The 22025-nt window shown below is 69.0% G+C and carries 22 protein-coding genes; 5 read left to right on the top strand and 17 right to left on the bottom strand.

Translation table 11 applies throughout. The features are described 5' to 3' along the window. Nucleotides 1-76 precede the first annotated feature (76 nt). The gene (treZ, locus tag HPY32_RS08600) at nt 77-1795 is read right to left on the bottom strand and encodes a malto-oligosyltrehalose trehalohydrolase (RefSeq protein ID WP_171982757.1); all 1719 of its coding nucleotides are present in this window, start codon (nt 1793-1795) and stop codon (nt 77-79) included. Between the two features lie 143 nt (nt 1796-1938). On the opposite strand from treZ, the gene HPY32_RS08595 reads away from it, so the two are divergent. Beyond that, on the top strand, nt 1939-2556 hold the full coding sequence (locus HPY32_RS08595; protein WP_171982756.1) for a class I SAM-dependent methyltransferase: 618 nt from the start codon (nt 1939-1941) through the stop codon (nt 2554-2556). Nucleotides 2557-2560: 4 nt separating this feature from the next. Here the strand turns inward: HPY32_RS08595 and HPY32_RS08590 are convergent, their stop codons facing one another. Beyond that, complete coding sequence (locus HPY32_RS08590; protein WP_067591604.1) at nt 2561-3244, bottom strand: response regulator; 684 nt, start codon at nt 3242-3244, stop codon at nt 2561-2563. Next, the gene (locus HPY32_RS08585; protein WP_216675894.1) at nt 3226-4908 is read right to left on the bottom strand and encodes an ATP-binding protein; all 1683 of its coding nucleotides are present in this window, start codon (nt 4906-4908) and stop codon (nt 3226-3228) included. The genes HPY32_RS08590 and HPY32_RS08585 overlap by 19 nt, the downstream gene beginning before the upstream one ends. Before the next feature lie 473 nt (nt 4909-5381). Between HPY32_RS08585 and HPY32_RS08580 the strand changes: the two genes are divergently transcribed. From HPY32_RS08580 to HPY32_RS08565, 4 genes are read left to right on the top strand one after another with little or no spacing between them, the layout of a single operon-like run. Further along, a complete protein-coding gene (locus HPY32_RS08580) occupies nt 5382-6191 on the top strand; it encodes an AfsR/SARP family transcriptional regulator (protein WP_082871607.1) in 810 nt (269 codons plus the stop codon). Between the two features lie 24 nt (nt 6192-6215). Beyond that, on the top strand, nt 6216-7010 hold the full coding sequence (locus tag HPY32_RS08575; RefSeq protein WP_082871608.1) for an ABC transporter ATP-binding protein: 795 nt from the start codon (nt 6216-6218) through the stop codon (nt 7008-7010). After that, nucleotides 7007-7825, top strand: coding sequence for an ABC transporter permease (locus HPY32_RS08570; RefSeq protein ID WP_197696569.1), 819 nt, complete (start codon nt 7007-7009; stop codon nt 7823-7825). Before HPY32_RS08575 ends, HPY32_RS08570 begins: the two co-directional genes overlap by 4 nt. Further along, nucleotides 7822-8586: a PIG-L deacetylase family protein gene (locus HPY32_RS08565; RefSeq protein WP_067591613.1), complete on the top strand. Its 765-nt coding sequence runs from the start codon at nt 7822-7824 to the stop codon at nt 8584-8586. The genes HPY32_RS08570 and HPY32_RS08565 overlap by 4 nt, the downstream gene beginning before the upstream one ends. Before the next feature lie 3 nt (nt 8587-8589). Here HPY32_RS08565 and HPY32_RS08560 read toward each other — a convergent pair whose 3' ends face one another. Genes HPY32_RS08560 through HPY32_RS08495 form a run of 14 tightly spaced genes read right to left on the bottom strand, consistent with a single transcriptional unit; the run spans nt 8590 to nt 21984 of the window. After that, nucleotides 8590-9282: an HAD family hydrolase gene (locus HPY32_RS08560; protein ID WP_067591615.1), complete on the bottom strand. Its 693-nt coding sequence runs from the start codon at nt 9280-9282 to the stop codon at nt 8590-8592. After that, nucleotides 9279-10019, bottom strand: a complete 741-nt coding sequence (locus HPY32_RS08555) for a hypothetical protein (protein WP_156674598.1) — start codon at nt 10017-10019, stop codon at nt 9279-9281. Before HPY32_RS08555 ends, HPY32_RS08560 begins: the two co-directional genes overlap by 4 nt. A 5-nt stretch (nt 10020-10024) precedes the next feature. Continuing rightward, nucleotides 10025-11125: a radical SAM protein gene (locus tag HPY32_RS08550; RefSeq protein ID WP_067591621.1), complete on the bottom strand. Its 1101-nt coding sequence runs from the start codon at nt 11123-11125 to the stop codon at nt 10025-10027. 25 nt (nt 11126-11150) lie between these two features. Beyond that, complete coding sequence (locus HPY32_RS08545; protein WP_067591624.1) at nt 11151-12410, bottom strand: glycosyltransferase family 4 protein; 1260 nt, start codon at nt 12408-12410, stop codon at nt 11151-11153. After that, a complete protein-coding gene (locus tag HPY32_RS08540) occupies nt 12400-12780 on the bottom strand; it encodes an AraC family ligand binding domain-containing protein (RefSeq protein WP_156674599.1) in 381 nt (126 codons plus the stop codon). Before HPY32_RS08540 ends, HPY32_RS08545 begins: the two co-directional genes overlap by 11 nt. A gap of 5 nt (nt 12781-12785) precedes the next feature. After that, the gene (locus HPY32_RS08535) at nt 12786-13538 is read right to left on the bottom strand and encodes an SDR family NAD(P)-dependent oxidoreductase (protein ID WP_067591630.1); all 753 of its coding nucleotides are present in this window, start codon (nt 13536-13538) and stop codon (nt 12786-12788) included. Further along, on the bottom strand, nt 13535-15241 hold the full coding sequence (locus tag HPY32_RS08530) for a thiamine pyrophosphate-binding protein (protein WP_082871611.1): 1707 nt from the start codon (nt 15239-15241) through the stop codon (nt 13535-13537). The genes HPY32_RS08535 and HPY32_RS08530 overlap by 4 nt, the downstream gene beginning before the upstream one ends. Beyond that, on the bottom strand, nt 15160-16227 hold the full coding sequence (locus tag HPY32_RS08525; RefSeq protein WP_067591635.1) for a glycosyltransferase family 2 protein: 1068 nt from the start codon (nt 16225-16227) through the stop codon (nt 15160-15162). The genes HPY32_RS08530 and HPY32_RS08525 overlap by 82 nt, the downstream gene beginning before the upstream one ends. After that, the gene (locus HPY32_RS08520; protein WP_067591638.1) at nt 16224-17318 is read right to left on the bottom strand and encodes a pyridoxal phosphate-dependent aminotransferase; all 1095 of its coding nucleotides are present in this window, start codon (nt 17316-17318) and stop codon (nt 16224-16226) included. Before HPY32_RS08520 ends, HPY32_RS08525 begins: the two co-directional genes overlap by 4 nt. Further along, nucleotides 17266-18954, bottom strand: coding sequence for an amino acid adenylation domain-containing protein (locus HPY32_RS08515; RefSeq protein WP_067591641.1), 1689 nt, complete (start codon nt 18952-18954; stop codon nt 17266-17268). Before HPY32_RS08515 ends, HPY32_RS08520 begins: the two co-directional genes overlap by 53 nt. 4 nt (nt 18955-18958) lie before the next feature. Next, nucleotides 18959-19216 (bottom strand): acyl carrier protein, encoded by a 258-nt coding sequence (locus HPY32_RS08510; RefSeq protein WP_082871612.1) that lies wholly within the window; start codon nt 19214-19216, stop codon nt 18959-18961. 15 nt (nt 19217-19231) lie between these two features. Then, nucleotides 19232-20359 carry an acyl-CoA dehydrogenase family protein gene (locus HPY32_RS46090; protein ID WP_067596089.1) on the bottom strand — a complete coding sequence of 376 codons (1128 nt, stop codon included), beginning with the start codon at nt 20357-20359 and terminating at the stop codon, nt 19232-19234. Between the two features lie 3 nt (nt 20360-20362). After that, nucleotides 20363-21091 (bottom strand): alpha/beta hydrolase, encoded by a 729-nt coding sequence (locus HPY32_RS08500; protein ID WP_067591644.1) that lies wholly within the window; start codon nt 21089-21091, stop codon nt 20363-20365. Further along, nucleotides 21088-21984, bottom strand: a complete 897-nt coding sequence (locus HPY32_RS08495; protein WP_156674600.1) for a serine aminopeptidase domain-containing protein — start codon at nt 21982-21984, stop codon at nt 21088-21090. The genes HPY32_RS08500 and HPY32_RS08495 overlap by 4 nt, the downstream gene beginning before the upstream one ends. Nucleotides 21985-22025: the final 41 nt, after the last annotated feature.

The raw sequence follows: 22025 nt of genomic DNA, 5'->3' as shown, positions 1-22025 counted from the left end.
GGTGGAATAGTGCCGAACCAATTCGGAAGTCATACCCGCATGCTGGGGCTTCCGGGGCAATGGTCGGCAAGGGGTTTCAGGATCGGAGGACGGCGAAGGAATGGGCCGGAAGGGTTGTGTGGGTGGGGGTTTGGGTGATGGGGGCCCAGGTCAGGAGGGGGGTGCCGGTGGTGGGGATGGTGGTGGGGGTGGGGGACAGGTTGCACAGGATGTGGATGTCGGTGCGGTGCAGGGTTATCCAGTCGGATTGGTCGTCGTGGTCGATGGTGAGGTGGTCCAGGCGGGGGTCGGTGAGTGCGGGGTGGGTGCGGCGCAGGGTGAGCAGGGCGCGGTAGCAGTCCAGGATTCGGGTGCGGTCGGGGTCGGCGGGTTCGGACCAGTCGAGTTTCGAGCGTTCGAAGGTGGCCGGGTCCTGGGGGTCGGGAATGTCGGTGGTGGGCCAGCCGTGGTCGGCGAATTCGGCGATGCGGCCGGTGGCGACGGCGGCGGCCAGGTCGGGTTCGGGGTGGGAGGTGAAGAACTGGAACGGGGTTCGGGCGCCCCATTCCTCGCCCATGAACAGCATCGGCGTGTAGGGCGACAGGAGGACCAGGGCCGCCCGCACCGCGAGCTGGCCCGGGGTGAGGTAGCTGCTCGGGCGGTCGCCGCGGGCGCGGTTGCCGATCTGGTCGTGATTGCAGGTGTAGGCCAGCAGGGAGCTCGCCGGGGTGGTGCGAATGTCCAAGGGACGGCCGTGGATTCGGCCGCGGAAGCTGGAATATGTTCCGGCATGGAAGAATCCGTGGCGCAGGGTGTCCGGCAGGCAGCCCGGCGCGGCGAAATCGGCGTAGTAGCCGTGGCGTTCGCCGGAGACCGCGGTGTGCACGGCGTGATGGACGTCGTCGGTCCACTGGCCGTGCAGGCCGTAGCCGCCCGCCGCGCGCGGGGTGATCAGGCGCGGGTCGTTGAGGTCGCTCTCGGCGACGAGGGTGAGGGGGCGGCCCAGATGTGCCGAGAGGGCCTCGGTTTCGGCGGCGAGCTCCTCGAGCAGGTGCACCGCGCGGTGATCGGAGAAGGCGTGCACGGCGTCCAGGCGCAGGGCGTCGATGTGGAAGTCGCGGAACCAGCGCAGCGCATTGTCGATAATGAAGCGGCGCACCACATCCGAGCCCGGGCCGTCGAGATTGAGGCCGCGTCCCCAGGTGTTGCGGTCGTCGGTCAGGTACGGGCCGAAGCGGGGCAGGTAGTTTCCGGACGGGCCGAGATGGTTGTAGACGACATCGAGCGCTACCGCCAATCCCTTTGCGTGGCAGGCGTTCACGAAACGTTGCAGGCCGTCCGGCCCGCCGTAGGGCTCGTGCACGGCGTACCAGAGCACGCCGTCGTAGCCCCAGTTCCGAATGCCGTTGAAGGCGTTGACCGGCATCAGCTCCACCGTGGTGACGCCGAGGTCGACCAGGTGGTCCAGCTTGCCGATCGCGGCGTCGAGGGTGCCCTCCGGGGTGAACGTCCCGATGTGCAGCTCGTAGAACACCGACCCGGCCAGTTGCCGCCCCCTCCACCCCGCATCGGTCCAGCCGCCCGGGTCGAGCACGTGCACCGCCGACCGCCCGTGCACCCCCTCCGGCTGCCGCGCCGACCGGGGATCGGGCAGCACCAGCGGATCGTCGCCCAGCAGATACCCGTACCGGGCCCCCGGTGCCGCGGCGATATCCGCCCGCCACCAGCCATCCGCGCCTGGCTCCATCGGGTGGATCGCGTCGTCCACCTCGATTCGGACACGCTCGGCCTTCGGTGCCCATACGTCGAACCGCATTCGGCCAGCATTGCATGGTGTGGTCGCGGGGGTGCTGGGAGATCCCGGCCAAAAGCATGCCGGGAGCAGGAGGGAGCCCACGGGGTGGGTGGGCGGGAGATGGACGCACTGCGAGCTGGGCGGGTGGGTGGCACAGTGAGGGCATGGGGTTTTATGGCGAGCGGGTGTTGCCGCGGTTCATCGACTTCGTTTGTGGGAGGCGGGCGCATGATGGGTTGCGGGAGCGGGTGTGTGCGGGGTTGCGGGGGCGGGTGGTGGAGGTTGGGTTCGGGTCGGGGCTGAATGTGCCGTTCTATCCGGCGGGGGTGGCGTCGGTGAGTGCGGTGGAACCGGCCGATGCGGGGTGGGAGTTGGCTGCCGGGCGGCTGGCGCGGGCGACGGTTCCGGTGTTGCGGGCGGGGTTGGACGGGCGGTCGCTGCCGTTTGCGGACAATAGTTTCGAGAGTGCGCTGTCGACGTGGACGCTGTGCACGATTCCCGATGTCGACACCGCCCTGCGCGAGGTGCGCCGAGTGCTGGTGCCCGGCGGCACCTTTCACTTCGTCGAGCACGGCCTCGCCCCCGACCCGGGCGTGCAGGGCTGGCAGCATCGGCTCACCCCGGTCCAGCGGACCCTCTTCGGCGGCTGCCACCTCGACCGCGATATCCGCGGCCTGATCGAGCGCGCCGGATTCGAGATCCGCGAGGCCGACCGGTTCTACGAAGCGGGCGGCCCCAAATTCATGGCCGCCATGACGCTGGGCGTCGCGGTCGCCCCCTGAGCCGTCACCGCTGCCTGCCTTCCGACCGCGCGGCCGAATACTCCTGCTCCGGCCGCCCGGTACTCCCGTAGCGCAGCTGCATGCGCAGCGACCCGGCGGCGACGAGATTGGCCAGGTAGCGCTGGGCGGTGGCGCGGGAGACGCCGGTGACGGCGGAGACCTCGGCGGCCGACAGCGAGCTCGGCGAGTCCCGGACCGCTTGCAGGACAAGGTCTTTCGTCGGAGACGCGGTGGCCGCGGAGACGGTGGCGGGCCCGACCGGGCGCAGCGCCTCGACGGCGGTGTCCACATCGCGGGCCGTCACCACCGGGACGGACAGGATGCGGCGGTAGCGGGCGTATCCGGCGAGCCGGGCCGCCAGGGCGGCGTGATCGAAGGGTTTCACCAGGTAGCCGAGCGCGCCCGCGGACAGCGCCGAGCGCACGGTGTCGGCCTCGGTCGCGGCGGTGAGCATCATGGCGTCGAACGAGATCTCCCGTACCAGGTCGATGCCGGAGCCGTCGGGCAGGTACACATCCACCAGCGCCAGGTCGAAGGCGGAGCCGGTGATCGCGGTGCGCGCCGCGGCCAGCGTGTTCACCGTGGCGCCGACCGCGAAACCCGGTAGCGCCGAGACGATTCCGGCGTGCAGATTGGCCACCCGGAAATCATCGTCGACCACCAGCACGCTCAGATCGGGTGCGTCCATACCGTTTCTCCCTCCACCAGCACCCCGGGCAGCCGGGCGATGAATTCGGCTCCCCGCAGCACGGACTCGCCGTCACCCGGGTGCGCCAGCACCGCATCGCCGCCCAGCGCCCGCGCCACCTGCCGGGTCAGTGCGAGGCCGACCCCGCGCCCGCCCGGCACGCCGTTGTCCGGGCGGGTCGACACGCCTTCGGCGAACACCGAATCCACCAGTTCCGCCGCGACCCCGTCACCGCTGTCGGCGACGGTGATGTGCAGCGTCGAATCCTCTTGCACCAGTTCCACTTCCACGCGCTTGGGTGGCGCGCCCGCGCGCGCCGCCTCGATGCCGTTGTCGAGCAGATTCCCCAGCACCGTCGTGACGTCCACGGGCGCAGCGAGATTCGCGTCCACCCAGGTGTTGGGGCCGAGGCGCAGCTCGACGCCGCTCTCGCGGGCGTGCGCGGCCTTCGCGGCCAGAAACGCCTGCAGATACGGGTCGCGAATGGCGTCCATGCCGGGCAGCGCCGCACCGAGCGGGCCGGAGCCGAGCAGTTCGTCGATGTACTGCGCCGCCTCCCCGGGGCGGCCGGTGTGCAGCAGCCCGCTCAGCAGGTGCAGCCGATTCGCGAATTCGTGCCGCTGCGCGCGCAATACGGTGCTCATCGAGCGCACGGCGTCGAGCTGGCGGGTCAGCGATTCGACGTCGGTGCGGTCGCGCACGCTCAGCACCGCGCCCAGCGCCCGCCCGTCGCGGCTGACCGTGCGCGCGGTGACCACCACCAGGCGATCGCCGACCGCCGCCGGGACCGGGCGGCCGTCGGCGGCCCGGAACACCTCCAGAACCCGTGGCGTCAGCCCGATCTCGTCGACCTCGCGCCCGCTCGCGCCGTCGATGCCGAGCAGCCGCCGCGCCTCGTCGTTGACGACGGTGGTGCGCCAGCCGATGTCGACGGCGACCACGCCCTCGCCGATGCCGTGCAGCACGGCGGCCTGCTCGCGCACCAGCTCCGCCAGCTCGGCGGGTTCCAGGCCGAGGGTGAGCCCGTGCCAGCGGCGCGCCAGCAGCAGCGAACCGAGCACGCCCGCCAGCAGCGCGGCGACGACGAACAGCCCCGCGCGCCGCAGGTCGCTCAGCAGCTGCGCGCGCACGGCCGCGGTGGAGATGCCGACGCTCACCTCGCCGACGACCGCGGTCCCGTCCGGCCGCTGCACCGGCACCTTGGCGCGCACGGATTCGCCGAGCGTGCCGCGCTCCTGGATGACCACCTCGGCACCGGCCAGCGCGGCCGACGGATCGGTGCTCACCCGCTCCCCCAGCCGGTCGATGTCCGGATGCGCCAACCGAATTCCGGCATCGTCGGTGATCACCACGTACAGCGCGCCGGTGCGCACCCGGGTGTCCTCGGCGATCCGGAACAGGTCGCCCGTGGCAAGCTCGGGTTCGAGGCCGGGCCCGATCGGCGTGGCGGCCGCCGAATAACGCTGCACCTCGGCGCGCACCGCGGGCTCGGCGGCGACGGTGCGGGCGATCGCCAGCGCCCGCTGCCCGTACTCTCCGGACAACCGCTGCTCACCGACATACGCGAACACGCCGAACGCGATACCCAGCGTCAGCGCCACCAGCACGACCTGCAGCAACACGATCTGTGTCCGCAACCGCACACCACGGCCGAACACGCTCATTTCACGCTGTTTGTATCACGGGGGCGGCACGGACGGCATCCACACGGCGGACGCCGCCGGACTCGAGGTGTCCTACGCCTCGGTCGCGGCGAGCGGCACAACCCGCCGAACGAACGCCGCAATTGAAAATGCCCATAAAACTATGGGCATTTCGAACTTGACAGCAAGTTTCTACGCGGCGCCTCGCAATGTGACTCGCATCACGCAAACTAGGTGCAAACGAGATATCGGCAGCAAGCCCGTCGGCGTATGCGGCGGGGTTAAGCATCGGCAAACAAAGACCATGCAGCAATTCCTTTGACCACACCAGCCGGTCTTTGCTACAGTTACTTTTATTCAGAAGATTTCAACGATCGCTACAGTGACGACGAATTTCTGAACCGTTTCCGCGCCTCTCGGAAGATGAGACGATCGCGGAATCGGCGAATGCGGTGAATAACAGCGAAGCAACTTCACCACACGAAAGAGCCGCGATGAACGAAAGTGTCTCGCAGAATACCGGTGACCAAAAAGTCAGGTTCTTCGTCCTCGGACCGTTATTGGCATACCGCGGCACGAAGCTGGTGGATCTCGGCCCCGCCAAACAGCGCTCCCTGCTGGGCGTGCTGGCGTTGCACCCCAATCAGCCGGTCACTCGGACCGAGATAATCGACAGTCTCTGGGCCGACCACGCGCCCACATCGGTCCAGAATCTGGTGCATACCTATATCGCCCGCCTGCGCCTCAAGCTGGAGCAACGACCCCGGCCCCGCGGGAGTGGAGAAGTCATCGTGTCCACCGCGCAGGGATACATGCTGAACGCGGATACCGATCAACTCGATCTGCTGCGATTTCGGGAACTGCTGAAGAGCACGGACGCCCGCAGGGACGAGGAGAATCCGGATATCGCCTTCGCCACGCTGCGCGAGGCCGTCGATCTGTGGCGGGGAGATATTCTGACCGACGTCCGGCTCGACAGTCCGTCGATGTCGGCGACGGTCGCGCTACGGCACGAATACGTGATGGCGGCAATTCGCCTGGCGCAGGCGGCCAACGCCCTCGAGCGAGACGCCGAGGTGCTACCGACACTCGAACGAGCCGTCCACATCGAACCACTGCACGAGGGAATCTGCGCCCGCTTGATGATCGCGCTGGCCAGCAGCGGAAACCAGGTCGGCGCGCTGCGCGTCTTTCACGGCCTGCGCGTTCAACTACAGCGAGAGTTCGGGGTGGATCCCGGCCCGGAATTGCGCCGGGCGCATCAGCGGGTACTTCGACACGAAATTCATTCGCGCACCGCCTGAAACGGCCGACGGAAGCGGACCTTCATGCTCGAGACGACTGCGAACGGTAGACCAGACCTGTCGACCCGTACCGTGGTGGTGAAAGATCTGGTCAAGAAGTACCCGAAGAGCGCGACCGCCGCGATCGACCGATTGGATTTCTCCGTCGACGCGGGCGAGATATTCGGCCTGCTCGGCCCCAACGGCGCCGGAAAAACCAGTACCGTCGGCGTACTGACCACCCGCATACGCCCCTCCTCGGGCACCGCGCGGGTGGCCGGTGTGGATGTCGCGCGACACCCGGCCCTGGCGCGCCGCCACCTCGCGGTGGTTCCGCAGCGCAGCAATCTCGATATGGCCCTGTCGATCCGGCAGAACCTGCTGTTCCACGCCCGCTACCACGGCGTGCCCACGGACGTGCGCGACGCCCGAAGCGCCCGCCTGCTCGAACAATTCGGCCTGGCCGACCGTGCCGACGAACGACCGCATCGACTGTCCGGCGGGCAGGCCCAGCGCGTGATGATCGCGCGGGCGATGATGCATTCCCCCACGGTCCTGTTCCTCGACGAGCCCAGCACCGGCCTGGACCCGGCCGCGCGGCTGTTCCTCTGGGAGCGCATCCGAGAGCTGAAGGACGGCGGCGTCACCGTCGTGCTGACCACGCACGACATGACCGAGGCCGCGACGCTGTCCGATCGGGTGGGAATCATGGACCACGGCCGACTGCTCGCGCTCGACTCGCCGGGCAATCTGACCGAGAGCGTGCCGACCGAGGCACACACCGGAACACCCACTCTGGAAGACGTTTTCATTCATTACACGGGGAGGGCACTTCGTTGAGCACCGCGGTCACCGGGGAGATCGGCGCGCAGACCGCCTTTCCCTATCACCGGTCCTTTCTCGCCATCCTGCTGCGCGACATCTACGTGACCGGCCGGGACCTGCCGGGTTTCCTGGCGCAGGTGGCGCTGCAGCCGTTGTTCCTGCTGTTCGTCTTCGGGCATGTGATCACGACACTCGGATTCGCCGACGCCCACTACTCCGATCTGCTGTTTCCCGGAACCATCGCCATGTCGGCGATGCTGACGAGCCTGCAGGGCACCGGAATGCCGCTGGCGATCGACTTCGCGGTGGCCAAGGAGATCGAGGACCGGCTGCTGGCACCGATTCCACTCGCGCTGGTCGCGACGGAGAAGATTCTGTTCGGAGCGCTGCGCGGCGTGCTGACGGGCATTCTGGTATTTCCGATCGGCCTGCTCATGCTGGGCTCGATACCGCTTCGCGCCCAAGGACTCCCGCTGCTGGTGGTGACCTTGCTGCTCGGCAGCCTGGTCGGCGCCTCGCTGGGCATGGTGCTCGGAACTCTCGTTCCGCCGAATCAGATCAACGTCGTCTTCGCGGTGATCATCACCCCGGTGCTGTTCACCGGGTGCAGCCAATACCCGTGGCCGTCACTGGAACACATCCCGTGGTTCCAGTGGCTCACCACGCTCAATCCGCTGACCTACGTGAGCGAGACCATGCGGGCGGCCCTGGTGCCCGGCGTGCCACACATCGCGAGCTGGATCTGCGTGCTCATGATCGCGCTGTGGCTCGCGCTCTGCGGCGCCGTCGGTCTGTGGGGATTCCAGCGTCGAGCGACGAACCCCGCATGAGCGCCGAGAACCGCGGTCGGCCGATCCTCGCCGTCTCGCCGCATCTCGACGATGCCGTCCTCTCCGTGGGCGCGACGCTCGCCGCCCTGACGGAGTCCGGCCGACGCGTCGTGGTCTGCACCGTCTTCGCGGGCGATCCGCCGCGGCCGCTCACACCGGCGGCCGTGGCCTTCCACCGCCACTGCGGGCTCGGGGCGGACGCGGTCGCCGAACGGCGCGAGGAAGACCGGCGAGCCCTGGACGTACTCGGCTGCGCGGCCGTGCATCTCGGTTTTCCGGACGGAATTTATCGCAGGGTCGACGGGCAGCCGCTGTGTTACCGATCCGGTGCGCTGTTCGAGCCGGATCTGCCCGACGACCCCGGGCTGCGGCGGTCGCTCGACGACGCTCTGCTCCGAGTGCTGACGGAGCTCGACCCGGTGTCGGTCCTGACCTGCGCCGCCACGGGCGGCCACATCGACCATCGCCTCACGGTGGACGCGGTCCTGACCGCATGCCACGCGACCGATCGCTCTCCGCTGCTCTGGGAGGACCTGCCCTATGCGCTGGAGGAACACGATCCGGGGCAGGCCGAGGCCGTCACCGTGGCCGCGACGAACGAGCGGCACCTGGACCGGAAGCTCCGCGCCGTCGGCGAATACCGCTCCCAGATCGGGGTGCTGTGGCCGGACGAGCCGAACTGGCCGGAACTGCTGCGTCGGCACGCGCTGTCCCGGCCGCGCACCCTCGAACTTCTCCGGCCCGCACGGAGATTCGGGTAGCCGCTATCGGGCCGACGGCCGCGCCGGGTCGAGCCCGACCAGCGCCGCCAACTCCGCCAGCCCCCGACCGGCGAGGGTGGGCAGCCGGGCCTGAGCCGGATCCGGATCCACCGACGTCAGCGGCCCCGGCACGATCACGCTGCGCAACCCGGCCGCTCGGGCGCCGGCGGCCCCGATCACCGAATCCTCGAGCGCGAGGATTTCCTCCGGTCGCGCGCCGAGCCGCCGTGCGGCCGAAAGATGAAGGTCCGGTGCGGGTTTGCGGGCGTCCACATCCTCGCGGCACACCACCGCGGACAACGACGACAACAGGCCCAGCCGACGCAGGTGGCCCACCACCCACTCGCGGCGCGAGCTGGAGGCCACCGCCAGCGGCACCGCGGCCGCCACCGCCTCGTCCACCAGTGCCCGGACGCCGGGCAGCGCGTCCTCCGCGTCGGCCAGCCGCTGATTGCGCGCGCGGACGGCCGCGGCCAGCGCGGTCAGGTCCACCTCGACCGGGTGGGGCAGGATCCGCCGGAGGAATTCCTCCGGCGGAAGCGCCGCGCCGATCAACGACCGATAGCGGTCGCGATCGATACGCATCCCCAGCTCACCGCACTGCTCCGAACAGGCCCGCCACAGGGTGGTTTCGGTATCGAGGACGAGCCCGTCGAAGTCCAGCACGACGGCGGCCAGCGACGGCCGCACCGTCATCGCGATCCGATCGGCGACGGCCGCGCGACGCCATCGATCGTCGCGCGCAGCGCATGGAACGGGCCCAGATCGCTGCCGAAGAACGGCCGCAGCAGGTCCGACTGATCCAGGAACTCCTTGCCCCGCAACGTCCCGTACAACAGATCGCGCAGAAAGATCGCGGTGCCCTCGGCGACCGGCCGGTAATCCACCCGGCGCGCGGACTGGATCGGCATGTCCGGGTGGCGTGCCCGAAATTCCCGGCCCGCGAACGCGTTTTCGAGGAAGAGCCGGATCGAGATCGATGCGGCGGGCGCGGCGGCGCGGATGCGATCCACCACCGCCGAGAGCGTATGGCCCGACATCAGCACGTCGTCGATCACGCAGACCTCGGCGGCGGTGCCCGACAGCTCCGCGAGCGCGGTGTCGAAGGCCGCCGGAACCCGTGCGGCCACGGTGTGTCCGGCCGGGTCCAATTCCCGCCGCACCTTCACCTGGACGATCGCGCCGCTGTGCGATGCGACCGCCCCGGCCGCGTTCAACAGGGCCGGTCGCGCCCCCACCAGGACGAACCGATCCGCGCGAATCCTGGCATTGCCCAACCACCATTCGACCAGCTCCCGGTAGGGGATGTAGCGCAGGGCGGCGGGCAGGTCGGTGGCGGCGGCCGCCATGGTCTGCTCGACGGCCAGGCGGGCGTGCGCCTGGCGCGCGTTGGCCGCGAACAGCGGCAGATCGTCGATCAGTTGCAGTTCCATCGGATTCACACCGGGGTCACCGACAGCCGGTACCGCTCCAACCGAGGCTCGAACACGTCCTCGAAATCGACGTTGCGGTGCCGATAGCATTCGAAGCACGGGTGATAGGCCGGAACGTCGGTCGTGTGCCCGTCGGCGTGCCACCGGCGCAATCCGAGCCATTCCGGCCCGTTCCATATCTCGTCGAATCCCTGTTTCGTGAGATCGCCCATGCCCGAATGCTTCATCATGGGGCCGATCAAATGGTCGCAGTACCCGACGCTTCCGTCGTAGCCGATGGTGGCGTACGACCACGGATGAACGCAGAACGGGACGTTCTTCTTCAGCCCCACGCACGTGCCCAGCGTGGTGCCCGCGAAGAGTTCGACCCCGAGCTCGCCCGCCCGGACCGAGGCCGCGTGCACCGCCGCGTCCACCCTGTCGTCCAGCCCCGTGAGCGAGTTCGGATCGTCCTCACCGAGGGTGACCTCGTTGAGCACGATATGGCGGACACCGGCGTCGTTCGCGTAGTCGACCAGGCCGACCAGGCTGTCGACCGTGCAGGCCTGCACGGTGGCGACGATCCGCAACGAGTCGATCGAGTCCCGGGCCCGCAGCTGCGCCGCGATCCGGCGCAGGTTCTCGTCGATGATCGTGAACTTCGCGCCGGTCCGGCTGAGGTCGAGCACCTCCTGCGTGGCCGCGTCGAGCGAGACGTCGATCATCGCGTCCATCTCGACCAGCCGATCCATGGCCTTGCGTCGCTTCAGCGAGAGGTTGGTGACGATCCGGCACCGCGCCCCGTAGTACCGCACGGTGTCGAGGATGTCGTCGATGTCCGGCGCCAGCAGGCTCTCGCCCCAGCCCCGGATGTCCACCATTTCCGCTGCGGGAAACAATAATTCGGTGGCTTGCCGGAAAATGGACCGGTCCATTTCGCGTTCCCGGTAGCCGATCGAGGCCGGGCGGCACATCGGGCAGTGCAGATTACAGCCCTGGGTGAGCTCCACCATGATGTAGCGAGGCAGGCTCGAAAGCTCGACCAGACCCGCCCGGACCTCCTGCTGGTTCAGTTCCGCATTGCGTCGTTTGAGTTCGGCATAGGACTCGGTGTGCTGTACAACCACCCTGACCTCCTGTTGGATTGTCGGATCAGTGCCCGCCGGAGGCGGACACGACCGTGCGATAGATCCCGATCTGTGTGTCGATGAAACGGTCCGGAGAAAACTCCTCGGCCTTGTCGGCCACGCGGGTCAGCAACCCTGCCCGGCGGGACGGTTCGCGGAGCGCGCGCAGGGCCGATGCCAGCTCGTCCGGCGACCCGGGGGCGACCAGCAGGCCGTTCTCGTCGTGCCGGACGAGTTCCGGGAGCGCGCCGACCCGGCTCGCGATGACGGGCAAACCGGCGCAGAACGCCTCCAGCACAACCAGTCCGAAGGTCTCCGGTGACGTCGACGGGCAGACGAGCGCATCGGCCTCCGCGAGCAGGGCACGCCGGTGCTCGCCGTCGACCGCGCCGTGCACCACGATCCGGCCGTCCTTCGCCGCGGCCGCCCGCACCCGTGGTTCCAGCATGCCCGTGCCCGCCACGTGGAGCCGAATGTCGTTGTCCGGCACCGCCGCCAAGGCATCCAGCAGGCATTCGACGCCCTTGTAGTAGTCCACCCGCCCCAGATAGAGAAATCGGGTCGGCTCCGCGCCGTGCCCCAGTGCCGCGATGCGACGGCGCACGGCCGCCCGCGGCGTACCCCATTCCCACGGCACGGCATTGGGTACGACCGTGCCGGGAACGTCGCGGAAGTAGCCGTCGTCCCGATAGGCCCGCATGGCCAGTTCGGAGGGCGCGCACACGTGGGCGACCCCGGCCGAGAGCCGGCGATGAATCTGCTTGAGGCGGCGCACCGTCCACGGCGGGCGCGACGACATCGTGTCCCAGTCGGGATGGATGCCGCGGTAGGGATTGAAATTCCAGAGCGAGAACAGCTCGTGCACGGTCTGCACGATCGGTACGCGGTGCCGCCGGATCGCGGCCAGCGTGGCGAAGGTCAACCGGCGCAACATCTGGATGTGGCAGACATCCGGGCGGAACTCCCGCAGCGCGGCGGACACCTTCGGGGCGACACCCGGATTGTGCACGGCCAGCGTGGCATTCGCCACGCCGAGCCGGTCGCCGCGCGGTGTGCCCAGCGCCGGCGGGCGGACGCGGTAGACCCGGATGCCGTGCACGGTCTCCGCCTCGTCGCGTTCGCCCTGGCACAGCACCCCGACCACATGACCGCGTTCGATCAGCCACCGCGCGAGATTCCAGCTGAACCGCTGCGTCCCGCCGACGGTTCCGTCCGCGAAATTGCCGTTCACCAGCAGTATTCGCAGCGGGGCGGCGTAGCCGCGCGCCGCCGGGTTATCGAGCATCGACCTCACCTGCCGGACTTCCGGCGGTGAACGGTGCGACGTCGCGGAGAATGGTGCGGTCGGTGTGCAACTCCCGCTGCGGCCAATGCCAGTGCCGCAGCGTCAATTCGCCCTCCGGACAGTAGAACGAGTGTCGGCACCGCGGCGACAGCACCAGCAGATCCCCCGGTCCCACCGCGAACTCCGCGTCGTCCATCAGGACGTATCCGGTACCGCCCGCGATCAGGGTGACCTGCCCCATGATGTGGTGCACGACCAGTGGCCGGTCGCTGTCGGGCGTGAGTACCTGGACGGGCTCGCCGAGCTCGTCGAACATCTCGACGACGGCGGGCAGGAGGGCATCGTCGATCCGAATACGTTGGAATGACATCTGTTTCACCTCATCGAGAGCGTTCCGCACACATTGATGGTCTGACCGTTGACGGCCCCGCTCTCGGCGGAGCACAGCCAGCGAACGGCGGCGGCGACCTCCCGCGGATCCAGCAGGCGGTCGAGTCCGGTGCGCCGGGCCATCTCCGCCTCGTAGCCGCCCGGCGCGAGACCGTGTAATCGGGCCAGCTCCGCCCGGCCGGTCGCCGCCATCTCCGTGGCCACCGCCCCCGGACAGACGCAGTTGGCCCGGATTCCCTTCGGCGCCACCTCGGCCGCGAGGCTCTGGGTGTAGGCGACCAATCCGGATTTGCTGGCGCTGTAGGCATGCAGATACGGCACGCCCGGCCGCTCCGCCGTCGACGCGACATTGACGATCGTGCCGGCACCGGCCGCGATCATGCCGGGCAGCACGGCGCGCACCAGCATCATCGGGGCGAGCAGATTCAGGGTGACCTCGGCGGCGGCGGTCTCCGGATCGAGAACGTCCGCGGGACAGGGGTATCCGCCACCCGCATTGTTCACCAGCACCGCGGCGGGACCACCGCGCCGGTCGAGCGAGGACATCACCTCGGCGGGCAGGGCGGCCACGGTGGCCCGATCGGACAGATCGGCGGACAGGAAATCGACGGCGGCGCCGACGGTTTCGGGCTCAGTCCGACCGATGACGAGGCAGTGATGGCCGTCCTCGACCAGGCTTTCCAGCACCGCCGCGCCGATCCCCCTCGAGGCGCCCGTCAGGACCGCCGTGGGCTTCATGCCGACGCTCCGATCCAGTCCCGCAGCCCGGCGGGTACCTCGTCGGGATGGCATTTCACCTCCACGCCGACGACGCCCGGCGTCGCCAGCGCCGCCCGCAGGCCGGTCTCCACGTCGTCGGGGCCGTCGATGCCGAAGGTCGGGATGCCCATGGCCTGGAGCCAGCGGGTGAAGTCGATATCGGAGATGTCGCTGGCGCGAATGTCTCCCGCGTACACGTTCTGCTGATGAATCCGCACCCGGGCATGCGACCGGTTGTTGAACACGACGACCAACAGGTTCGCGCCGCGCTCGGCGGCCACCGACAGCTCGCATCCGTGCATCAGGATCGAGCCGTCGCCGGTCACGCAGACCGTCCGAATATCGGGTCGGGCCAACGCCATTCCGATCGATGCGCCGATGGCCCACCCCATCGCGCCCAGCCCGCAGTTGAGCTGTAGGCCACCGGCGAGCGGCGCCCGGAACAGCGACAGCGTGTCCAGCCAGTGATTGCCCGCGTCCGGAACGACCACGGCCGTGGCCGGTAGCAGCTCGGCGAGCCGGGCCACCACGCCCGACATCGAGACGCTGTCACCGAAGGTCGTCGCCTGCGCGGCGACCGCGGCACGCCCGCGTTCCTGGAACTCGCGGACGAAGGTTCGGCTCGAGGCGGTGCCGCTCGGAGCGTCGCCCTCACCCTTCAGGATCGCCGCCAACGCCGTGGTCGCGGTGGAGACGTCCGCGTGGACGGCGACCTGCGGCCGCTGCCGCAGCTGTAGCTGCTCGGCCTCGATATCCACCCGAATCACGAACGCGCGCTTCAGGATGTCGCCGATCGGCTGGGTGTAGTAGGCGGACATGCTGGCGCCCAGGACCAGAACGGTGTCGGGATCGTAGTCGCGCAGCGTCGACACCAGATCCGGACGCTGCCCCGGTCCCAGATGTCCCAGGAACAGCGGGTGATCACCCGGCAGGCAACTCACCGACTTCGTGGTCGAGACGACCGGCGCGTCGACCATGACGGCCAGTTCGGCCACCGCCTCCATCGCCCCGGACAGCACCGAACCCCACCCGGCCAGGATCAACGGCCGCCGGGCCCGGGTCAGCGCCGCCGCGGTGGCCGACAGCGCCTCGCCGGGTGCACCGCCGATCCGGGCGATCCCCGGCCCCTCGGACGCCTCCAGCCCCGGGGGCGCCTGTTCCTCCGGCAGCTCGGTCTCCTGAAGATCGAACGGAACGCTCAGATGCACCGGTCCCGGGCGACCCGCCAGCGCCAGATCGATCGCGGTATCCACCTGGAAGCGCGCATTGGCCAGGTCGACGATCTCCATCGACGCCTTGGTGATCGGGCCGAACAGATCGCCCGGCGACACGCTGCGGTCGAGCACATACGATTCCAGGAACGCTCCGCGGCCGAAGGTGGCGGTCGGCGCCTGCCCGGTGAGCACGAGCAGCGGCACCGAATCCCGGTAGGCGCTCGCGACGCCCGTGACGCAGTTCGTCAGGCCGGGCCCGATGGTCGCCACCGCGACACCCAGTCGGCCGGTGGCTCGGGCCCACCCATCGGCCATGAAGACCGCGCCGGTCTCCTGCCGCGCCAGCACGATCTCCGGCGCCTGGGAGAACTCCTGCCAGATCGGCATCACGAAGGATCCGGGGACGCCGAAGGCATAGCGTATGCCGCGTTCGTGGAGCCGCCGATAGATGTAGGTACAGAGTTGCATCGCACCGCCCGCCTGTCGTCGAATGGCTCGGGCGACAATTCCGCCCGAATTCCTGTGAACCGTCCGAAGAGCGCGATCCGGCGGTACAGCTCCCGTCCGTCGACGAACAGCTCACGTGCCGAGACGCGCCCCTGCCCCACCCGCGCGAGATCGAGCTCGCGTTCCACCGCCCGTGCCGCCGCCACGGTCGAGGCGATATCGAAATCGTCGGGAAAACTCAGCTCCCCGTCGCGGACCGCGCGCACCCCGACCGGCATGATGTCCTCCACGTCCGGGATGCACCGCGTCAGATGCACCGCGGAGTGCCCGAGATCGGTGAACCGCCGCAGCAGGCTGTCCGGCCCGAGCGCCTTGTGATGGAATGCGCGGGCGGCGCACAGCGCGAACCCCACGCCGCTCCGCTGCGCCCGCAGCGCGAACTCGACGTCCTCGTACCCGTAGTGGGTGAATCCGGGATCGAAACCGCCGACGGCTCGGAAAGCGCTGCGCGACATGGCGAAACCGCACGAGACGAAGGCCCGGAAGTCGAGCGCGCCCAGTCGTGCGCGCCGCCGGTACTCGCGAAAGAACGAGGGGACGTCGTAGAGGTAGGTGCCCAGCGACCGCACCCGCCCCGGCAGCGGCAGCACATCGGCGAGCACGATGCGCTCCGGATCGTCGAGCGAACGGTCGCGAAGGACGGCGAGGGCGCCCGCGGCGAATTCGATATCGGAGTCGACGAACAGCAGCACATCGCCCGCGCAGACCTCGGCGCCGAGATTGCGGCACAGCGATTGATTGCCCTCCGCGGCGAATTCGTGGCGCACGGGGAACGGAAAGTCCGCCCTAGACAGCCACTGCCGGTTGAGCATCTCCCGGTTCTCGACCACCACGACCTCCATCGATCCGGACCGAGGAGATTGGGCGGCCAGGGAATTCAACAGCCTCGTCAGCTCGTCGCGGCGCGCGTACACGGGAATGATCACCGAGAGCAGGGGCGCGGTCATGAGCGGGCGGCGGCGGTTTCGATGGGCCGACCCGCCGCCACGGCCGCCAGGGCGTCGACGACGGAGTCGAGTTCGGTCTCCGTTCCGAGCCCGACTCGAATGTGGTTGCGGAAACCCATATCCGAACACGGGCGAACCAGCACGTCGCGACGGATCAGCTGCTCCGCGACCCAGGTCGGCTCCCACGGCAGGCGGCACAGCACGAAGTTCGTCACCGACGGCACCGCGTGCACCCACGGCAGCGGGGCGATCCGCCGGAGGAAATGCTCGTGCGCGGCCCGCGTCCGGTCGCGGACGGTGGCGACGAAGTCCTGATCCGCGAGACTCGCCTCCGCGGCCGCCAGGGCGAACCTGTTCACGTTGTACACCGTGACGTGCTTGATCTTTCGCAGTTGCTCGGCATAGCCGGAGGGCGCCATCGCATAGCCGCAGCGCAGGCCCGCCAGGCCGTAGATCTTCGAGAAGGTGCGCAACACGATCACCGGGGCGCCACCGGCCACGTACGGCACCGCGGAGTCGCGGAAATCCGGGCGGGCGAATTCCATATACGCCTCGTCCATGACGAGCACCGCCTCGGTGTCCTCGGCCGCCGCGACCAGTCGGGCGATCTCCTCCGCGGTGAGCAGCGACCCGGTCGGGTTGTGCGGATTGCAGATATAGACCACCGACCGCGGCGCGCGCCGCATGGCCGCGCAGGTCGCTCCGACATCGATCCGGTGATCGGCCAGGGGGATGCGAACGCATTCCGCGCGGACCGCGTGCACGGCCGCCTCGTGGCCGGGATATGTTCCCGCCGAGACTATTCCGGTTCCGCCGGGCCCGATGAGTCCCAGCGCGGTGAACAGCAGCAGCTCGTCGATCCCGTTGCCGACCACGATGTTTCGCGGATCGATCGAATAGTGAGCGGCGATCGAGGCGGCGAGGGAAGCGGCGGTCGAATCCGGATATCGGTTGGTGCGGGTCACCTCCGCCCGCAGCGCACGCTCGGCACGAGGCGACATGCCGTAGCTGTTCTCGCTGAGACTCAATCGTAGGTAGTCACGCTCCCCGGGATCGGTCGTGTGCAGGCCGGGCCGGAATGGTTCCAGCAATCGATATCCGGCGTGCCGCAGAATTGCCGATGGCGTCGCAGGTGTCCGCCGTGCCTCGAATGCCACCAGAGTCCTCCCTACTCGATGTGCCGGCGATCAGCCGCTGCCGATCCACCTTGTGCGTCGACGTTTTGGGCAACGAATCGGCGATTCGCACCTCGTCGGGAATCATGTAGTGCGGCAGCTTTTTCCGGCAGTGGGCCAGAATGTCCGCCTCGGACACCGCGTCCGGCGCCGCGAAGACGACGATCCGAAGGTCTTGCGTCGCATCGGCAATCACCACGGCGGCGCATTCGCAGACCTGTGGATGTCCCGTCACCGCCGCCTCGATATCACCGAGCTCGATGCGGAATCCGCGCCGCTTCACCTGGTGATCCCGCCTGCCGATGAAGGTGAACTGCCCGGCGGGGCCCACGCGGACCAGATCACCGGTGCGCAGGACGAGATCACCGGGGACACCCGATTCGTGCGGAATCAGCCGCAGCGCGGTGCGATCGGGATCTCCCCAATACCCGCACATGACCGTCGCACCGCGCACGTGCAGCTCGCCGATCTCACCCTGCCGGGCTCGCCGACCGGAATCGGTGACCGCCCACAGCTCGGTATTGGCCACGGCGCGCCCGATCGGAATCGGGTCGGTGCCCTGCGGCGGCGCGGGAATGTCGTGCCAGGCGCAGACATTGCTCTCGGTCGGACCGTAGAGGTTGGCGAAACGGCGTCCCGGCAGCAGCTCCATGAGCTCACGCAGCCGCCCCGGCGCAAAGACCTCGCCCGCGAACAGCACCGCCCGCAGGGTCGCCACCCGATCCGAACGCAGACCCCCGCGGGTGGCCAACGCGACGAGCACCGAGGGCACCGAGTACCACACCGTGATGCGGTGCCGCTCGATCAACGCTGCCAGCGACGCCGGGAAGATCGAGGCCGACGCCGGCAACAGGACCACGGCGGCCGCCGCCCAGGCCGCGACGTACAGGTCGAAGACGGACAGGTCGAAGTGCAGCGGAGCATGGCTGGAGAGCCGGTCCTCGCTCGTGACATCGAAGGTGGCCCCGGCCCATTCGACGAAGGCCAGCGCGTTGCGATGGCTGAGCATCACGCCCTTGGGCGTTCCGGTCGACCCCGACGTGTACAGGATGTAGGCCAGATCGCGATCGATCGTGTCGACGGGCGGGGGCGAGGGCGGGCGGGCATCGATCCTGTCCGGCGAAAAGCACGGCAGCGGATCGGCGTTGGCCTCCTCGCCCGCGCCCACCGCGATCGCGGCGAGGCCGGGCACGCGGTCGCTCAGCTCGGCCACGGCGCGGGCGCGGGACGGCGACGCGACCACCAGCGCGATCCCGGCGTCGCGGAGCACGTGTTCGAGCCGGTCGAGCGGGCTCAGGACATCCAGGGGAACGTAGACGCCGCCGACCTTCAGCACGGCGTACAGCGTCGCCACCGTCCATGCCGATTTGTCCGCGTAGATGCCGACCCGGTCCCCCTTCGCGACGCCGAGCTCCGCGAGCAGATTCGCTATCCGGTCGGCGCGCCGGTCGAGCTGTCGATAGCTCCATGTCTCGAGCGGATCGATGACCGCGGGCGCGTCCGGGTGTCGGTCGGCCGCCTCTTCCAGGACCTGGTGCAGGAGGTAGCGCATGCGATCACTTCCCCTGGCACTCGCCTACGAATCGGACCACCGCATCGATATCCGCGAAGTTCTCCGGCAGCAGATCCTCGTCGCGGATGACGATTCCGAAGCTCTGCTGAAGATAGGCAACCATTTTCAGCAGGGTGACGGAGTCGATGACCCCGCTGTCCAAGAGCGGATAGTCGGAGGTGAGCAGGCTCGGATCGGCCTGCCATCGCGCCTCCCGGCGAATGAAATCGCTGACCCCGGCCACGATCGTTTCCTGTTGCATCGTCACTCCCCGAATTCAGATTCCCAGTTTGCGTGCGACCAGATCGCTGAGCAGTTCCGAAGTCCCGGAATAGATCCGGCTGGCCACGGCATCGCGGAGCTGTCCCGCGAATTCCAGATCCTCCAGATAGCCGTAGCCGCCGTGGAGGTGGACGGCGTCGAGGCCGGATTCCACGAGGGCGTCGCCGATGGCCAGCTTCGCCAGTGCGCCGGACATTCCGCTCGGTCGCTCGGCCGTCAGATCCCACGCCGCGCGATACAGCGACAATCGCGCGGCTTCCAGCCGCCGCTTCATACCGACGATTCGATGCGAAACGGCCTGGAAGGCGCCGATCGGCCGCCCGAACTGCTCCCGGGTACGCACGTGATCGAGGCAGCGTTCCAGTTGACGTTCGAGGGTGCCGACCGCCGGGGCCAGGATCAGGCTGCGCTCCCATTCCATGGCGGCCGAGAAGATGGCCATTCCCGCACCGGGGCGGCCGAGCAGGTGGTCTTCGCCCACGCGACAGCCGTCCAGCGACAGCTGGGCCAGCGACGAGGCATGCAGGCCCAGCTTGTTCATCGGCGGGCCGACCGCCAGCCCGGCGGTGTCCCTGGGCACCAGGAATGCCGATATCCCGCCGATACTGCCGGACCCCGTCCTGGCGAACACGATGAACACATCGGCCACGTCGGCATTGGTGACGAATGTCTTGGTTCCGTCCAGCCGCCAGCCACCGGCCTCCGGTGTCGCCGTGGTTCCCAGGGCGAACGCATCCGAACCGGAATCGGGCTCGGACATAGCATGGGCGCCGATCATCGTGCCGTCGCACAGCGCCCGCAGGTACCGGTGCTTCTGCTGCGCGGTGCCGAATCGGACCAGCGGGTGCTGGCATGCCCACATCTGCGCGCCGAGGGAGAACGGCAGCGACCCGTGCCGACATCCGTAACCGAGTGCCTCCATCGCCAGCGCCACGGTGACCGGATCGGCCGCGCTACCGCCGTATTCCTCGGGCACGGCGAGCCCCTGGATCCCGAATTTCGCGCACCGCCGCCACAGGTCGTGCGAGAACCCCTCTTCGCCATCGCATTCCAGCTCGCCGACCGCGAATCGCCGGACGCTGTCCCGGAATTCGAGCTGCTCGTCAGTGAAACCGAAATCCACCACTCACCTCGACTCGATGTAGCGTCGATAGTCGCCGAGCGCCTCCTGAACCAACCGGATCACCGCGTCCCGGGCGGCCGCGCTCGCGATGCCGTGCAGCTTGTTCTCCGTCAGGCGCAGCGACAGTCCGGAATGGGCGCCGCGCACCTGTTCGACCGCCGACCGGAACGGCGCGAGATCCACGTCCTCGACCCCGTAGATGGCACGGATCCGGACGCCGCGCGCCAGTTCGCGCCGCAGCGCCGCCACGAAATGGGCCGTCTCCCGTTCCGCCTGATCGGTGCCGGGAGCCGCGACCGTCAGCGGCGGGAACAGGGCCAGGACCGCTCGCACGTCGGGGAGCGCGGCCAGCGCGTCGAGCGCGACCCGGGCCCCGTAGCACTCACCGACGAGCACCACCTCGGCCGCACCATTGCGTTGCAGCCAGTGCACCGCGGCGACCACATCGTCGGTGAACGTCTCGAGGAGATCGAACCGATCGACCTCGCCCGTGCTCTCTCCGACGCCTCGATAGTCGAGCCGGTCGACGAGATAACCCTGCGCCGCAAGCCTTCTCGCCAACTCGACCCACGCCCGCGCATTACCCGAGGACGCGATCCCCGCGCCGGGTAGGATCGCGACGCCGAGTCCGTTCGGGAGGCCGGTCGGTAGCGTGCCGACCGCGAAGACGGTGTTCGGGCCGCTGTCGAGCAGCAGCGGCAGCTCGTTCGCCGTTGTCGCCAGGGCGGTCATGCCGCACCCCCGGCCAGCCGGTGCACCAGCCATTTCGCCGAGCGTTCGATCAGTTCCGGTGGCGGTGACGCCTGCGCGCCGAGCAGCCACCAGTTCGCCTCGGTCGCCACCGTGTCGAACTCGATCTCCCAGCCGGCCGCTCGCAGATCGCCTCCGAGCGAGGCGATTTCGGCGACCGGCTCCGCCTCGTCGCGAAAACCCACCAGCAGCGCGGCCCCGGGTCGGTCGATCAGTTCGTCCGGCAGCGAGGTGTCGACGAGGTCGCGATACAGCGCCGCGGTGACCCGGTACCCGAGGGCGTCCACGTCCACACCCGCGGCGAGCTGCCCGAAGAGCTGTTCGGCGGTGGTCTGTTCCGGCCGCCGCAGCACCAGCCCGCGCATGCGGCGAACGCGGAAGATCTCACGCAGATACGCCGTCGGATCCGGGGTCGGCTCCCACAGCAGCAGCACGCGCCGATCGCCCTGCGCCGCGGCCGCGGCGACCACCGCGCCCACTCGGGTGCCGACGAATCCGCACGGTAGCCGACCGAAACGGGAATCGATGAGCCCGGCAACGGCTTTCGTGTCCTCGATCAGGCCGCCGAGGTCGAGATCCGTTGCGAGACCGTCGCTGTGCCCGGTTCCGCGGTAGTGGAACCGGGCCACCGCCACCCCGTGCTCGGCCAGGCGACGCGCCAGCGCCACCTCGCGACGATAGTTCGCGATCGAGTCGGTGAACAGCGGCGAGCAGATCACCACCGCCGCAGTCGGATTCGCGGCCATCGGCGCGGCCACGCCGACGAACAGCCGCCTACCGGACGCCCCGACGAACTCGAACTCCTCCCGGGTCCGACCACCGGCGTCCACCAGCACGGCAGCGGCCCTCGACGTCGTACTCGCGATGCTCCCCACCCTGTCCCCTATCGGCCGCTCCCTGAGTTGCGTACACACGC

Source organism: Nocardia terpenica, from assembly GCF_013186535.1.
Classification (GTDB): domain Bacteria; phylum Actinomycetota; class Actinomycetes; order Mycobacteriales; family Mycobacteriaceae; genus Nocardia; species Nocardia terpenica.
This window is presented reverse-complemented; position numbering and strand designations above follow the sequence as displayed.